Raw genomic sequence first — 14,335 nt, forward strand, 5'->3', positions numbered from 1 at the left:
CATGACTGAGACAGCCCCGGAAGGCAAGCCGCGGAAGGCGAGCACCGAGCCCGGCCTGGACGGCGAAGGCGACCAGTACGACGACGCCGGGTTCGCCCATGCCGACGCCGCGGACCGTACCCCGGAGGATGCCCGGGAGACGCAGGTGGATGTGGACAAGGATTCCTAGAAGTCCGTTCACGTACAGCGAACACTTCGCCCGCTTCATTTGGCATGCCCAAAAGAACCCGGGATTCCGCGGATTTCACGGCCAAGGAATCACGCCGACATCCAAAGTTGAGTGAAGTGCGCTCAACTTTGCCTTGACACTTTTCCGCCCCCGAGTAGAGTTGAGTCCAGAACGCTCAATGAATGGGCGGAACGCAGGTTTCCACAGAAAGAAGGAAGCAACACATGTCACGTGCAGTAGGTATCGACCTCGGAACCACCAACTCCGTCGTCTCCGTTCTCGAAGGTGGCGAGCCCACCGTTATTGCCAACGCCGAGGGTGGCCGCACCACGCCGTCGGTCGTTGCATTCTCCAAGTCCGGCGAAGTCCTGGTCGGCGAGATCGCCAAGCGCCAGGCCGTCAACAACATCGACCGCACCATCGCTTCGGTCAAGCGCCACATGGGCACTGACTGGTCCGTCTCCGTTGACGACAAAAAGTACACGGCGCAGGAAATCTCCGCCCGCATCCTCATGAAGCTGAAGAACGACGCCGAGTCGTACCTGGGCGAAAAGGTCACCGACGCCGTCGTCACCGTGCCCGCGTACTTCAACGACGCCCAGCGCCAGGCCACCAAGGAGGCCGGCGAGATCGCAGGCCTGAACGTCCTCCGCATTGTCAACGAGCCCACCGCGGCTGCGCTGGCATACGGCCTGGACAAGGGCAAGGAAGACGAACTCATCCTGGTCTTCGACCTCGGCGGCGGAACGTTCGACGTCTCCCTGCTCGAAGTGGGCAAGGACGAAGACAACTTCTCCACCATCCAGGTCCGCTCCACCGCCGGTGACAACCACCTCGGCGGCGACGACTGGGACCAGCGCGTCGTTGACTACCTGCTCAAGCAGCTCAAGGTCAAGGGCATCGACCTGTCCAAGGACAAGATCGCCCTGCAGCGCCTCCGTGAGGCATCGGAGCAGGCCAAGAAGGAACTCTCCTCCTCCACCAGCACCAACGTCTCCCTCCAGTACCTGTCCGTCACCCCCGACGGCCCGGTCCACCTGGACGAGCAGCTGACCCGCGCCAAGTTCCAGGACCTCACCAAGGACCTGCTGGACCGCACCAAGAAGCCGTTCCAGGACGTCATCAAGGAAGCCGGCATCAAGCTCTCCGAGATCGACCACATCGTCCTGGTGGGCGGTTCCACCCGTATGCCCGCCGTGTACGAGCTCGTCAAGGAACTCGCCGGTGGCAAGGAGCCGAACAAGGGTGTCAACCCCGATGAGGTCGTGGCCGTCGGTGCCGCACTCCAGGCCGGTGTCCTCAAGGGCGAACGCAAGGACGTCCTGCTGATCGACGTCACCCCGCTGTCCCTCGGCATCGAGACCAAGGGCGGCGTCATGACGCACCTGATCGAGCGCAACACCGCCATCCCCACGAAGCGCTCCGAGACCTTCACCACGGCTGATGACAACCAGCCGTCCGTGGCCATCCAGGTCTTCCAGGGCGAGCGTGAGTTCACCCGCGACAACAAGCCGCTGGGCACGTTCGAGCTGACCGGCATCGCGCCGGCTCCGCGCGGCGTCCCGCAGGTCGAGGTCACGTTCGACATTGACGCCAACGGCATCGTGCACGTCTCCGCGAAGGACAAGGGCACCGGCAAGGAACAGTCCATGACCATCACCGGCGGCACCGCGCTGTCCAAGGAAGACATTGACCGCATGGTCAAGGACGCCGAGGAGCACGCAGCCGAGGACAAGGCCCGCCGCGAGGCAACCGACACCCGCAACACCGCCGAGCAGCTCGCCTACTCCGTGGACAAGCTGATCGCGGACAACTCCGACAAGCTGCCCGAAGAGGTCAAGACGGACGTCCAGGCCGACGTCGACGCCCTCAAGAAGGCACTCGAAGGTACCGACGACGCCGCAGTGAAGACCGCGTTCGAGAAGCTGCAGGCTTCCCAGACGAAGCTCGGCGAGGCCATCTACGCCCAGGCAGGTTCCCCTGACGGCGCCACGGGCGCTGCAGGTGCCCAGGGGGCCCCGGCCGGCGACAAGGCTGCTTCCGATGAAGACATCGTCGACGCCGAGATCATCGACGAAGACGAAGCGAAGAAGTAGCCATGCCGCACCACGGTAACGAGGAAGAGCACAACTCATCCGCGGGCCAGGACAGCCGCGAGCGGCAGGAGCGCCAGCAGGGCGAAGGCCACCAGGAGCCGGTCATCCGGGACAACCGCAAGGTTGACCCGGTGACCGGGCGGGCACGGCACCCCGAGGGCGAGCACCACGCTGAACCCCAGGACGCTGCAGCACCGGCGGATTCCGACGGCGACGCCCTGGCCCAGGCCGAGGAAATCCTCAACGGCATCGAAGTGCCCCCTGACGAATCCGTAGCCCAGGGAGCCGGCCATGCTGAAGCCGCGGAGCTGAAGAACGACCTTCTTCGCCTCCAGGCTGAGTACGTCAACTACCGCAAGCGCGTCGAACGCGACCGTGCCGTGGCAGGGGAGATGGCCGTCATCGGCGTCCTGAACTCCCTGTTGCCGGTACTGGACGACGTCGACGCCGCCCGGCAGCACGGCGACCTCACCGACGGCCCCTTCGCCGCGATCGCCACCAAGCTGGAGAACGCGCTGAAGACCTACGGCCTGGTCCGGATCGATCAGACGGGCGTGGAGTTCGACCCCACGGTCCACGAAGCCCTCATCCAGCAGCCCGGCGAGGACATCGAAGTTGACACCGTCAGCCAGGTCCTCCGCTCCGGCTACCGCTCAGGCGACCGCGTCCTCCGCGCAGCACAAGTGATCGTCGCAGTTCCGACGTAAGGGTCACCTGCCGCCTCCGCGGATGAGGGGGCCCCGCCCCTTCGCGTGGCGGCTTTGGTCCTACGGACCGCAGCCGCCACGCTACGGCAGGCCCGAAGCCACTCGGGGGCCCATGTATCGCGGAGAGCGTGGGTACAACCTTAAGAAGTACGAGAAAGGAAACGCCATTGGCTAGCCAGGATTGGGTGGACAAGGACTTTTACGCGATCCTTGGTATCGCCAAGGACGCTTCCGAAGCCGACATCAAGAAGGCCTACCGGAAACTTGCCCGCCAGCATCACCCGGACACCAACGCCGGGAATTCGGCTTCGGAGAAGAAGTTCAAGGACATCTCCGAGGCCTATTCGGTGCTTTCCGATCCCGATGAGCGGCAGCAGTATGACGCGATCCGGGCCATGGGCGGCGGCGCCCGGTTCGCTCCAGGCGGGGCCGGTGCCGCGAACGGCGGGTTCGAGGACATGTTCGGTGGCCTGTTTACCGGGAGCACCGGACGCCACGCCGGCGGCTTCAGCACGGCCGGCGGGATTCCGCCCGAGTTCGCCGACCTTTTCGGGGGCGGCGGCTTCGGGGCGCAGCCCGGCTTCCAGCGGACCCCGCAGAAGGGCGCGGACCGCACCGCATCGACCACGATTTCCTTCGCCGGTTCCATCCGCGGCACCTCGATCGGCCTGCGCGAACCCAGCGGCGAGGTCATTGATGTCCGCGTTCCTGCCGGGATCAAGGACGGCCAGAAAGTCCGCGTCCGCGGCAAGGGCCAGCCCGGCCCGGCCGGCAACGGGGACCTTGTGGTGGCGGTTGCAGTCAAGCCCCACGATTTTTACACGCGCGACGGCGACAACCTCCGCATCCACGTCCCCGTCACGTTCCCGGAAGCTGCTTTGGGCGCCGACATTGAAGTCCCCACCGTGGACGGCGAGAAGGTCCGGGTCCGTGTCCCGGCAGGCACCCCGTCCGGCCGCACACTCCGGGTGAAGGGCCACGGCGTCAAGACGTCCAAGGCCACCGGTGACCTCCTGGTGACCATCGACGTCGCGGTTCCCAAGAACCTGAACAAGGAAGCCGAGGCGGCCGTGAAGGCGTTCGCCGAAGCCACCGCCGACGCCGATGTCCGGAGCGGCCTGGCCGCCAGGGCCCGGCTGTAGGCAGCGGGGCAGACCGTGGACATCAGCGCTGACCAGCCGATCTTCGTGATCTCCGTGGCGGCTGAACTGGCGGACATGCACCCGCAGACCCTCCGGCAGTACGACCGGCTGGGCATCGTGTCGCCCAGCCGCGCACCGGGAAAGTCCCGCCGCTACTCGCAGCGGGACGTGAACGTGCTACGTGAAGTCCAGCGGCTCTCCCACGAAGGGGTCTCGCTGGAAGGCATCAAGCGGATCCTGGAGCTCGAGAACCAGGTGGCCGCACTGCAGTCCAAGGTGAGTGAACTGACCGAGGAACTGGGCCGCCGTCGTCCGCTTGACCAGCGGATCTTTGCCGCCGGTGCGGCCGGCGATGTGGTGAGCCTTGCCCGCGGACAGCGGCCCCGGGCACGGTCCCAGGCTGTGGTGATCTGGCGCCCCAGGGCACTGGGCACCTAGCCCGCCCGGCATTGATGTCCAAAAAATTAGAGTACCCACTACTCGTGACGGGCCCGCCCCCTTTGTCTTGAATGGAACTGCAGCTGGGTCTCACAGCGCATGTTCGAGCCTCTGGGGGTTTTTCGCGTGTTCGGTTCTTCAGTCCAAATGTTCGCAGGGTCCACAGTCGGGCTGATCCTGCTCTCCATCGGCCAGACCATCGTGGTGGTGTGCGTCTGCTTCGACATGGTGCGGGCGCTGTCCGTGCCGAGGTCGCACCGGCGATACCTGGCCAGCACCGTTTTCCGGACGCTGGCCATCCCGTCCATCATCGCCACCGGCATGAGCGTGCTCATCGACGCGTTGTCGTGGTCCTGGACGGATGTGTGCATGTCGATGTTCGTGATGATGGCGATCATCTTCCGCCTTCACCACGACAAGGACGAGGACAGCTGGTGGAAGGGCAAGGGCAAGAAACTCGCCCGCTGGGCCCGCCGGCAGTTCAGCGGCGGCACGTCCGTCGCGCCGGCCATGGGGTAACGCGCCCGCCCGAAAGTTTTTGGCATCGTGCCGGGCCTGTCGGATACCCATAGGGGTATACTGCTGGTGAGTACGACGCCCCAAACCTTCAGGAGAGCCATGACCTACACACATACAGTCACAGTCCCGCTGGCGTGGGAAGACGCCGTGGAGCGCACCCGCGAGGCACTCGCCGGACAAGGATTCGGGATCCTGTCCGAAATCAACGTCCGCGCCACCTTTGAAGCCAAACTGGGAGCTGATGCCGGGGAGGAGCTCGGCGACTATGTGATCCTTGGTGCCTGCAACCCCATGCTGGCACGCAGGGCGCTTTCCGCCGAACCTGACATGGGCGCGCTGCTGCCCTGCAACGTGGTGGTCCGCCGGCCTCCGGACGCCAGCCAGACCACCATCCAGGCAATCGATCCGCAGACCATGGTCAAGCTCAGCGACAGCCCGGAGGTCCAGGAGGTTGCGAACGACGCCGATGCACGGCTCCGGGCGGCTTTGGCTTCGCTGGGCGGTGCCGGTCAGTAGCTGGCGGGAGAGCCGCCGTCGGACGTTTGAATGAACGCCGCGGCGAGGGCCTCGGAGCCCCTCGCCAGCAGGGCGACGTCGGCCCCGACCAGGATGAAGTCCGCTCCCGCGTTCACATAATGGCGGGCGGTGTCCGGGTTGAACGCGTTCACGCCGGCGGGTTTCCCCGCCGCTTTGGCAGCTTTGAGGCAATGTTCGACGGCGGCGCGCACCTCCGGGTGCTCCTGCTGGCCCAGCAGCCCCATCGAGGCAGCGAGGTCGGACGGGCCGAGGAAGATGGCGTCCACCCCGTCCACCTTCAGGATCTCCTCCACCGCGTCCACGGCGGCACGGGATTCGATCTGGACCGTGACGCTGATGGTTTCCCCGGCGCGGGCCAGGTAGTCCGGGACCCGGTTCCAGCGGGCGGCACGGGCCAGGGCAGAGCCCACCCCGCGGACCCCGTGGGGCGGGTAGCGGGTGGCGGCAACCGCGGCTTCCGCCTCCGCCACGGAGTTGACCATGGGAATGAGCAGGTTCTGCACGCCCAGGTCCAGGTACTGCTTGATCATGACGGTGTCGTTCACGGGCGGCCGGACCACCGTGTGGACCGGGTAGCCGTGGATGGCCTGCAGCTGGGCGAGGACGGATTCAAGCCCGTTGGGGCTGTGTTCGGCGTCGACCAGGAGCCAGTCCAGGCCTGACCCGGCGCAGAGCTCCGCCACCAGCGGGCTGCCCGAGCACACCCACATCCCCGCCAGCGGACGGCCTGCTTCACCTTTCTGGTTACGCAGGGCGTCGCGGAAGGTGTCTCCTATTCGAAGCGGCATGTCACAACTCCCAGTGGTCCGTAGTCTGCGTGGACGGTGTCCCCTTTGTATACCCACATCGGCCGCGTGAAGGAACCGGCCAGGATGATGTCGCCGGCTTTCATGCTGTCCCCGTGGGCGGCGATCTTGTTGGCCAGCCAGTGCACCCCGTTCGCCGGGTGGTCCAGGACCCCGGCGGCGACGCCTGTCTCCTCCACTGTCTGGTTCTTGTACAGGATGGCGGAGACCCAGCGGAGGTCCACGGCGTCCGGCTTCACCGGGTTGCCGCCGATCACCATCGCACCCATGGCCGCGTTGTCCGAGATGGTGTCCACGATGGTCCTGCCCTCCATCTCGATCCTCGAATCGAGGATCTCGAGGGCCGGAACCACGTAATCGGTGGCCTTCAGGACATCGAAAATGGTGCAGCCCGGGCCTTTCAGCGCGTCTTTGAGGACAAACGCCAGCTCCACCTCCACGCGGGGATGGGTGTACTGGTCCCACTCCACCGAACAGCCGGTCTCCAGCACCATGTCATCGAAAATGGCGCCGTAGTCCGGTTCCGTGATGCCGGTGGCCGCCTGCATGGCCTTGGACGTGAGGCCGATCTTGCGGCCCACCAGGGTCCGGCCCGCTTCCTCGTTCCGGCGCCGCCACAGCTGCTGCACCGCGTAGGAATCCTCCACCGTCATCTCCGGATAACGGGCAGTCAGGCGTGGGACAGGCTTCCGGTTGCGGCCCGCTTCGAGCAGTTCATCCGCAATGGCCTCGATCGTCTTCGCATCCAGCATGGCTAGAGCTGCGCCCCGAGCTTGAAGCCTGTCCGGTCACCCTCCGGGGAGCCGTCCTTGCGGGTGTAGGAGAAGCCGTCGGCGCCGACAGTAACGGCCATCTCGCTCTTTTCCTCACGGACAATGACGGGCTGGGGGTTGCCGTCCAGGTCCAGGACCAGGGAGGCCTCGGTGTACCAGGACGGGACCACGGGGTTGCCCCACCAGTCGCGGCGCTGGTTGTCATGGACATCCCAGGTGATGACGGGGTTGTCCGGGTCACCGGTGTAGTAGTCCTGGGTGTAGATCTCCACGCGGTGGCCGTCCGGATCCAGGATGTAGAGGTAGAAGGCGTTGGACACGCCATGCCGGCCGGGGCCGCGTTCGATCCTGTCGCTGATACGCAGGGCGCCCATCTTGTCGCAGATCTGGATGATGTTGTGCTTCTCGTGCGTGGCGAACGCGACGTGGTGCATGCGCGGGCCGTTGCCGCCGGTCAGGGCGGTGTCGTGCACGGTCTGCTTGCGGTGCATCCACGCGGCATACGTTACGCCGTCGGAATCCTGGATGTCCTCGGAGACGCGGAACCCGAGGTCCTCCAGGTACTTCCGGCCACGGGGCACGTCCGGGGTGACCTGGTTGAAGTGGTCCAGCCGGACGAGTTCGCCTGCGGAGTAGAGATCGTAACGCTGGGTGAGGCGCTCTACATGCTCCACGTCGTAGAAGAACTCGTAGGGGAAACCGAGTGGGTCCTCGACGCGGACGGAGTCGCCGATGCCCTTGGTGAAGCCTTCCTTGCGGCGTTCGGTGCGGCAGCCGAGTTCCTTGTAGTAGGCCTCGGCGGCGTCCACTTCGGCGGGGGACTTCACCCGGTAGGCGAAGGCTGCGACGGCGGCGATGGGTCCCTTACGGAGCACCAGGTTGTGGTGGATGAACTCCTCCAGCGACCGCAGGTAGATGTTGTTCTCGTCCTCTTCGGTGACGTGCAGGCCCAGGAGGTCCACGTAGAACGCGCGGGATTTGGCGAGGTCGGTGACCACGATTTCCATGTAGGCGCAGCGGACGATGTCCGGAGCCGGAACGGTGGGGGTGGGAACGAAGTTTGTCATGATGCTCTCTCTTCTTTGAAAGGGGGATGAAGAGCGCTGGCTAGGCGCCGAACTTGGGGGTGTGGACTGTCCCGAGGGTGATGTGGACGGCCTGCTGGTCGGTGTAGAAATCGATGGAGCGGTAGCCGCCTTCGTGGCCGAGGCCCGAGGCTTTGACGCCACCGAACGGGGTGCGCAGGTCCCGGACGTTGTGGCTGTTCAGCCACACCATGCCGGCCTCGACGTTCTGGGAGAAGTTGTGGGCGCGGGTCAGGTTCTGGGTCCAGATGTAGGCCGCCAGGCCGTACTTCGTGTTGTTCGCCAGAGTGAGTGCCTCGTCGTCGTTCTCGAACGGCGTGATGGCCACGACGGGACCGAAGATCTCCTCCTGGAAGATCCGCGCGTCGGGGGCGACGTCGGCAAACACGGTGGGTGCGATGTAGTTGCCTTCGGGCAGGCCTTCCGGCCGTCCGCCGCCGGCCAGCAGCCGGCCTTCTGATTTCCCGATCTCCACGTAGGAGGCCACCTTCTCAAAGTGCTCCGGGTGGACCAGCGCACCCACCTGGGTCTTGGGATCGTGCGGGTCGCCGACCACGATGTTCTTGGCGCGGGCGGCGTACTTCTCGCAGAATTCGTCGTAGATGGCGCGTTCCACCAGGATCCGCGAGCCGGCGGTGCAGCGTTCGCCGTTGAGGGAGAAGACCCCGAACAGGGCGGAGTCGATGGCGGCGTCCAGGTCGGCGTCGGCAAAGACCACACACGGCGACTTGCCGCCGAGCTCCATGGACAGGCCCTTGAGGTTGGCTGCGGCGTTGCGGAAGATGGTCTGCCCCGTGGTGGTCTCGCCGGTGAAGGAAATCAGCGGAACGTCCGGGTGCTTGACCAGGGCGTCGCCGGCTTCCTCGCCGAGGCCGTTGACCAGGTTGAACACGCCGTCCGGCAGGCCGGCATCCTTGAAGATCTGAGCCCACAGCGAAGCGGACAGCGGGGTGAACTCGGCAGGCTTGAGGACCACGGTGTTGCCGGTGGCCAGGGCCGGGGCCAGCTTCCAGGACTCCAGCATGAACGGGGTATTCCACGGCGTGATGAGCCCGGCCACGCCGATCGGCTTGCGGTTCACGTAGTTGATCTGCGAGCCCGGGACCTTCATGGCGTCGTCGAACTGGGCCACGATCAGGTCCGCGAAGAAGCGGAAGTTCTCCGCAGCGCGAAGAGCCTGGCCCTTGGCCTGGGTGATCGGCAGGCCTGTGTCGAAGGTTTCCAGTTCCGCGAGCCTGTCCTCCTGGGCCTCAACGGCATCGGCAATCCTGTTCAGGATGCGGGCGCGTTCGCGGGGTTTCATCTTCGGCCACGGGCCGTTCTTGAAGGCTTCGCGGGCGGCGGCGACCGCGAGGTCGATGTCCTCTTTCTGGCCGGCAGCGGCGGTGGCGTAGTTCTGGTTTGAGACCGGGTCCAGGACGTCGAAGGTCGCCCCGCCCACGGAGTCAACGAACTGGCCGTTGATGTAGTGCTGGATGTGGGTGGGAAGGTCCTGCGGCACGTAATGCTTCGTGGTCTGTTCGGCTGTAAACGACATTGTTTTCTTCCTTACTGTGTCAGTTAAGAGCAACGCGGGGTCACTTTTGGTGCCTCGGAGGCCTAATATCGGGCGTTTAGTGACCCCGCGTTGGTTTCGGAGGGGGTTTCGGAGGGGGCTGCGTGTTCGGCGGGGGCTGCCTGGGCGAGGTAGGCGTCCAGGGTGGTGGAACGGTGAAGCCGGGCGGCTTTCTCGATGCGCTCCGGGTCCGCTCCTGTTTCGATGAGCCGGAGCAGCGCTTCGTGTTCGTCCACGGAATCGTGGGCGCGGCCGGGGACGAAGCGGAAGGTGGAGGACCGCAGCGAGGCGAGCCGGTTCCAGCCGCGGTGGACCAGGTCCAGGATGTGCGGGTTGGGGCAGTGTTCAAACAGGACGCTGTGGAAGTCCTGGTTCAGCTGGGTGAAGCGGACGGGATCGAAGTGCTTGAGGCATTCGCGCATTTCCGCGTTGATGCTGCGGGCCCGCTCGATGTCCTGCGCGCCGATCAGCGGAGCCGAGATGGCGGTGGCCGCACCCTCCACAATGCTCAGCGTCTGCATGGTGTAGAGGTATTCGGTGGGATCGATGCCGGCCACTGTGGCGCCCACGTTGCGTTCGAACGTCACCAGGCCTTCGGCTTCGAGCCGGCGGATGGCTTCACGGACGGGCACCACGCTGAAGCCAAGGTCCTTCGCGATGGTGCCCAGTACCAGCCGGTAGCCGGGGGTGTACGCACCTTCGACGATCCGTGCCTTAACTGCGCGGTAGGCCTGCTCCGACTTGCTGCCTGTATTACCGGCGGCCACAGCTGTTTCAGTCACGGGCTTTGCCTGCTTCCCATTCCTCATACTTCGCGCGCCAGTCCTTGCCCAGCGGGTAGAGCCCGTCCACGCTGTGGCCCTGCTGCACCATCTCCGCGATGAATGTTTCCTCGCGTTCCTGGACGATGGAATCGTCAGCGACCTCCTGGGCCAGCGCCGGCGGGATCACCAGGATGCCGTCCGAGTCGGCCACGATGATGTCGCCGGGCTGCACGGTGGTGCCGCCGCACGCGATGGTGATGTCGGTGTCCCAGGGGATATGCCGGCGGCCCAGGACGGCGGGGTGGGGATTGGAGTAGTAGGTGGGCATGTCCATGGCGGCCACCGTGGAGAAGTCGCGGACGCCGCCGTCGGTGATGATCGCGACGGCGCCACGCACCTCGGCGCGCAGGGCCAGGATGTCACCGATGGTGCCGGTGCCCTTTTCGCCGCGGGCCTCCATGACCAGGATCTCGCCCTCGTTCACGGAGTCGATGGCGCGCTTCTGGGCATTGAAGCCGCCGCCGTGGGTCTTGAACAGGTCCTCGCGGTTGGGAACGTAGCGCAGGGTCCGGGCCAGGCCCACGATCCGCTTTTCCGGCCGGGTGGAGGTCAGGCCGTCTATGCTGACGTTGTTCAGGCCGCGCTTGCGCAGTTGGGAGGACAGAGTGGCGGTACAGACGCTCTCCAGCTTTGCCTTCAATTCGGGGGACAGGACAGGCCCGACGGCGGCGCTTGCCCCGGGTGCCGCAGCCTCCGTTGCCAAACCGGCGGCTTCGCGCGAACCGTACGCCTCCTCACGCTGGACGTCGTCCGCCTGCGGCCGGGCACCAAAGTCAGCGAACGGCGTCGTGCCTTCCTCCACTGTGGTGACCAGGCGGCCGGTGGACAGTGCGCCGTCCACGGAGGACACCTCCACCTCGAGAACGTCGCCCGGTTTGGCGACCGAGGCGCCGGCAGGGGTGCCGGTGAGGATGAGGTCGCCTTCTTCGAGGGTCAGCAGCTGGGACAGGTCCGCCACGAGCCGAGCGAACGGGAAGAGCAGATCTGCGGTGGTGTCGTCCTGGACCAGCTGCCCGTTGTGCCAGGTGCGGATGCGAAGGCCGGCGGGGTCGACCGCGTCTGCCGGGATGAGTGCCGGGCCCACCGGGGTGAAGCCGTCGCCTCCCTTGGACCGGAGGTTGGAGCCTTTGTCCGCGTAGCGGAGGTCGTACACGCCGAGATCGTTGCTGGCGGTGACTGCCGCGACGTGGCTCCAGGCGTCCTCGATGCCGACGCGCCGTGCCTGCTTGCCGATCACCAGGGCGATCTCGCCCTCATAGCCGAGAAGTTCGCAGCCGGCGGGGCGTTCCACCGGTGACCCGCTGAGGGAAAGGGAGGAGGATGGCTTCAGGAAGTAGGACGGCTGGGCCGGTGTCCGCCCCCGCTGGGCGGCGCGGCTGGGGTAGTTGATGTGCACCGCAATGACTTTGCGGGCCGAGGCCAAGATGTGGTCGGTGACCTGTTCCAACAGCTGCTCCTCGTCGAGTACGAAATCGTATACGATCACTATACTCACCGGGGAAGGCCCGTCAACCCCCAAAAATCCCCGGCAATCCAGCCAGGGAGCGTCGGGGTTTGAATGGGACGACGGACCCTTGTCGCCCCCGTCGCATCTGCCGTACAGTTGAAACCGAACTTATGATTTCATCTATCGAACTGCCTGTTCTGATATAGAACAGGTGGCGCCCGAGAATCACCACACAGCGAAGTGAGGAAAGCCCGTGCAGTTCCACCATCACGGTTACGTATCCGGTGACCCCCGCGTCAAGCCGGCGGCCGGAGTGGGCATTAACCGGCCCGCGGATCTTCCGGATGAGGTCGACGTCCTCATCGTGGGTACAGGTCCGGCGGGCATGCTCGCCGCCGCGCAACTCTCCCAGTTCCCGGACATCACCACCCGGATCGTCGAGCGCCGCCCCGGCCGGCTGGTCATCGGCCAGGCCGACGGCATCCAGGCCAGGAGCGTAGAGACCTTCCAGGCATTCGGCTTCGCGGAACGGATCATCGCCGAGGCGTACCGCATCACTGAGATGGCGTTCTGGAAGCCGGACCCGGCCGACCATTCCCGCATCATCAGGGGTGCCCGGCCGGTCGACGACGAAATGGGCATCAGCGAGTTCCCGCACCTAATCGTCAACCAGGCGCGCGTTCTGGACTACTTCGCGGAAGTCATGGCCAACTCGCCCACCCGGATGTCGCCTGACTACGGTTTTGAGTTCCGGGGCCTCGAGGTCGGAAGCGAGGGGGAGTATCCCGTCACCGTGACGCTTGCCCACGCGGTGGGCCCCAACGAAGGCCAGGAACGCGTTGTCCGTGCCAAGTACGTGATTGGCGCTGACGGTGCCCGCAGCAAGGTGCGGGATGCGATCGGCTGCACCCTCGCGGGCGATGCAGCAAACCATGCCTGGGGTGTCATGGACGTCCTCGCCAACACGGACTTCCCGGACATCCGGACGAAGTGCGCCATCCAGTCCGGCTCGGGCGGCAGCATCCTGCTGATCCCGCGCGAAGGCGGATTCCTCTTCCGCATGTACGTTGACCTCGGTGAAGTTGACCAGTACGACCACGGCTCCGTGCGTGCGACCACCATCGAGCAGATCATCGCCCACGCCAACCAGATCCTTCACCCCTACACGCTGGACGTCCGCAATGTCGCCTGGCACAGCGTCTATGAGGTGGCCCATCGCCTCACGGACAGGTTCGACGACGTCCTCCCGGACCAGCGGGGGACCCGCACGCCACGTGTCTTCATCACCGGGGATGCCTGCCACACACACAGCGCCAAGGCAGGCCAGGGAATGAACGTTTCCATGCAGGACGGCTTCAACCTCGGCTGGAAACTGGGCCACGTGCTTGAGGGCCGCAGCCCGGAGAGCCTGCTGTCCACCTATTCCGAAGAGCGTCAGGTGGTGGCTAAGAACCTCATCGACTTCGACAAGGAATGGTCCACCATGATGGCGAAGAAGCCCGAGGAGTTCAATAGCCCCTCTGAACTCGAGGACTTCTACGTCACTACGGCCGAGTTCCCCGCCGGTTTCATGACGCAGTATGCGCCATCGATGCTCACTGCCGAGCCTGTGCACCAGGAGCTGGCGGCCGGTTTCCCCATCGGCAAGCGCTTCAAGTCCGCGCCCGTGGTGCGCGTCGGTGACACCAACCCGATCCACCTTGGGCACCACGCCACTGCGGACGGCCGGTGGCGGATCTACGTCTTCGCCGATGCGGCGGCGCCCCAAGCGGCGCAGGCCGGAACGCCGTCGGCCGTCAACGACTTCGCCGAGTGGATCGCGAACGCACCCGATTCACCCCTGGCTGCAACGCCGTCGGGGGCTGACCTTGACGCATGGTTCGATGTGAAGGTGATCTACCAGCAGCCGCACACGGAAATCGACATCAACGCCGTCCCCGCGGTGTTCAAGCCGCTCGTGGGGCCGTTCCAGCTCAGGGACTACGAGAAGGTCTATGCCGCGGACCCGAAAGCCGACATCTTCGAGCTGCGCGGACTGGACCGTGGCGGCGTGGTGGTGGTGGTGCGGCCGGACCAGTATGTGGCCAACGTCCTTCCCCTGACGGCGACGGCCGAGCTCGCCGCATTCTTCGCGCATCTCCTCCCGGCCCGGCAGCCCAAGGAGGTCTGACCCCGGAAGCCTGGCCGAGGAGCCTGACCCTGGAAGGCTGACCTCGGGCGGCAACCGGTTGCCGCTC

The 14,335-nt window shown here is 65.6% G+C and carries 14 protein-coding genes; 8 read left to right on the forward strand and 6 right to left on the reverse strand.

Annotated elements, in window-relative coordinates:
- Position 1 precedes the first annotated feature (1 nt).
- The 7 genes from ACS5PJ_RS04220 to ACS5PJ_RS04250 all read left to right on the forward strand — a co-directional run bounded on the left by ACS5PJ_RS04220 (position 2) and on the right by ACS5PJ_RS04250 (position 5,587).
- Positions 2-169 carry a hypothetical protein gene (locus ACS5PJ_RS04220; protein WP_439433667.1) on the forward strand — a complete coding sequence of 56 codons (168 nt, stop codon included), beginning with the start codon at positions 2-4 and terminating at the stop codon, positions 167-169.
- Positions 170-393: 224 nt separating this feature from the next.
- Positions 394-2,265: a molecular chaperone DnaK gene (gene dnaK / locus ACS5PJ_RS04225; protein ID WP_439433668.1), complete on the forward strand. Its 1,872-nt coding sequence runs from the start codon at positions 394-396 to the stop codon at positions 2,263-2,265.
- 2 nt (positions 2,266-2,267) lie between these two features.
- Complete coding sequence (locus ACS5PJ_RS04230; RefSeq protein ID WP_439433669.1) at positions 2,268-2,972, forward strand: nucleotide exchange factor GrpE; 705 nt, start codon at positions 2,268-2,270, stop codon at positions 2,970-2,972.
- A gap of 167 nt (positions 2,973-3,139) precedes the next feature.
- The gene (locus tag ACS5PJ_RS04235) at positions 3,140-4,114 is read left to right on the forward strand and encodes a DnaJ C-terminal domain-containing protein (RefSeq protein ID WP_439433670.1); all 975 of its coding nucleotides are present in this window, start codon (positions 3,140-3,142) and stop codon (positions 4,112-4,114) included.
- A gap of 15 nt (positions 4,115-4,129) precedes the next feature.
- Entirely contained in the window at positions 4,130-4,552 is a 423-nt protein-coding gene (locus tag ACS5PJ_RS04240) for a heat shock protein transcriptional repressor HspR (RefSeq protein WP_439433671.1), read from the forward strand.
- A 147-nt stretch (positions 4,553-4,699) separates the two neighbouring features.
- On the forward strand, positions 4,700-5,071 hold the full coding sequence (locus tag ACS5PJ_RS04245) for a hypothetical protein (protein WP_439433672.1): 372 nt from the start codon (positions 4,700-4,702) through the stop codon (positions 5,069-5,071).
- Positions 5,072-5,170: 99 nt separating this feature from the next.
- On the forward strand, positions 5,171-5,587 hold the full coding sequence (locus ACS5PJ_RS04250; RefSeq protein WP_439433673.1) for a DUF302 domain-containing protein: 417 nt from the start codon (positions 5,171-5,173) through the stop codon (positions 5,585-5,587).
- Here ACS5PJ_RS04250 and ACS5PJ_RS04255 read toward each other — a convergent pair.
- The 6 genes from ACS5PJ_RS04255 to ACS5PJ_RS04280 form a co-directional block, all read right to left on the reverse strand.
- Complete coding sequence (locus ACS5PJ_RS04255) at positions 5,581-6,396, reverse strand: aldolase/citrate lyase family protein (protein ID WP_439433674.1); 816 nt, start codon at positions 6,394-6,396, stop codon at positions 5,581-5,583. The two genes, ACS5PJ_RS04250 and ACS5PJ_RS04255, sit on opposite strands and share 7 nt — an antisense overlap.
- Complete coding sequence (gene hpaH, locus ACS5PJ_RS04260) at positions 6,381-7,166, reverse strand: 2-oxo-hept-4-ene-1,7-dioate hydratase (protein ID WP_439433675.1); 786 nt, start codon at positions 7,164-7,166, stop codon at positions 6,381-6,383. The genes ACS5PJ_RS04255 and hpaH overlap by 16 nt, the downstream gene beginning before the upstream one ends.
- A gap of 2 nt (positions 7,167-7,168) precedes the next feature.
- Positions 7,169-8,254, reverse strand: a complete 1,086-nt coding sequence (gene hpaD, locus ACS5PJ_RS04265; RefSeq protein WP_439433676.1) for a 3,4-dihydroxyphenylacetate 2,3-dioxygenase — start codon at positions 8,252-8,254, stop codon at positions 7,169-7,171.
- Positions 8,255-8,294: 40 nt separating this feature from the next.
- Positions 8,295-9,809 (reverse strand): 5-carboxymethyl-2-hydroxymuconate semialdehyde dehydrogenase, encoded by a 1,515-nt coding sequence (gene hpaE, locus ACS5PJ_RS04270; RefSeq protein WP_439433677.1) that lies wholly within the window; start codon positions 9,807-9,809, stop codon positions 8,295-8,297.
- A gap of 62 nt (positions 9,810-9,871) precedes the next feature.
- Complete coding sequence (locus ACS5PJ_RS04275) at positions 9,872-10,609, reverse strand: GntR family transcriptional regulator (RefSeq protein ID WP_439433678.1); 738 nt, start codon at positions 10,607-10,609, stop codon at positions 9,872-9,874.
- On the reverse strand, positions 10,602-12,098 hold the full coding sequence (locus ACS5PJ_RS04280) for a fumarylacetoacetate hydrolase family protein (RefSeq protein ID WP_439434106.1): 1,497 nt from the start codon (positions 12,096-12,098) through the stop codon (positions 10,602-10,604). Before ACS5PJ_RS04280 ends, ACS5PJ_RS04275 begins: the two co-directional genes overlap by 8 nt.
- 253 nt (positions 12,099-12,351) lie before the next feature.
- Here ACS5PJ_RS04280 and ACS5PJ_RS04285 point away from each other — a divergent pair, with 253 nt between their 5' ends.
- Entirely contained in the window at positions 12,352-14,268 is a 1,917-nt protein-coding gene (locus tag ACS5PJ_RS04285; RefSeq protein ID WP_439433679.1) for an FAD-binding monooxygenase, read from the forward strand.
- Positions 14,269-14,335: the final 67 nt, after the last annotated feature.

This window comes from Pseudarthrobacter cremeus, assembly GCF_051857465.1.
GTDB lineage: Bacteria > Actinomycetota > Actinomycetes > Actinomycetales > Micrococcaceae > Arthrobacter.

Coding starts and splice junctions, on each gene's coding strand:
- ACS5PJ_RS04220 (WP_439433667.1), top strand. CDS start 2: ATGACTGAGACAGCCCCGGAAGGCAAGCCGCGGAAGGCGAGCACCGAG.
- dnaK (WP_439433668.1), top strand. CDS start 394: ATGTCACGTGCAGTAGGTATCGACCTCGGAACCACCAACTCCGTCGTC.
- ACS5PJ_RS04230 (WP_439433669.1), top strand. CDS start 2,268: ATGCCGCACCACGGTAACGAGGAAGAGCACAACTCATCCGCGGGCCAG.
- ACS5PJ_RS04245 (WP_439433672.1), top strand. CDS start 4,700: ATGTTCGCAGGGTCCACAGTCGGGCTGATCCTGCTCTCCATCGGCCAG.
- ACS5PJ_RS04250 (WP_439433673.1), top strand. CDS start 5,171: ATGACCTACACACATACAGTCACAGTCCCGCTGGCGTGGGAAGACGCC.
- ACS5PJ_RS04255 (WP_439433674.1), bottom strand. CDS start 6,396: ATGCCGCTTCGAATAGGAGACACCTTCCGCGACGCCCTGCGTAACCAG.
- hpaH (WP_439433675.1), bottom strand. CDS start 7,166: ATGCTGGATGCGAAGACGATCGAGGCCATTGCGGATGAACTGCTCGAA.
- hpaD (WP_439433676.1), bottom strand. CDS start 8,254: ATGACAAACTTCGTTCCCACCCCCACCGTTCCGGCTCCGGACATCGTC.
- hpaE (WP_439433677.1), bottom strand. CDS start 9,809: ATGTCGTTTACAGCCGAACAGACCACGAAGCATTACGTGCCGCAGGAC.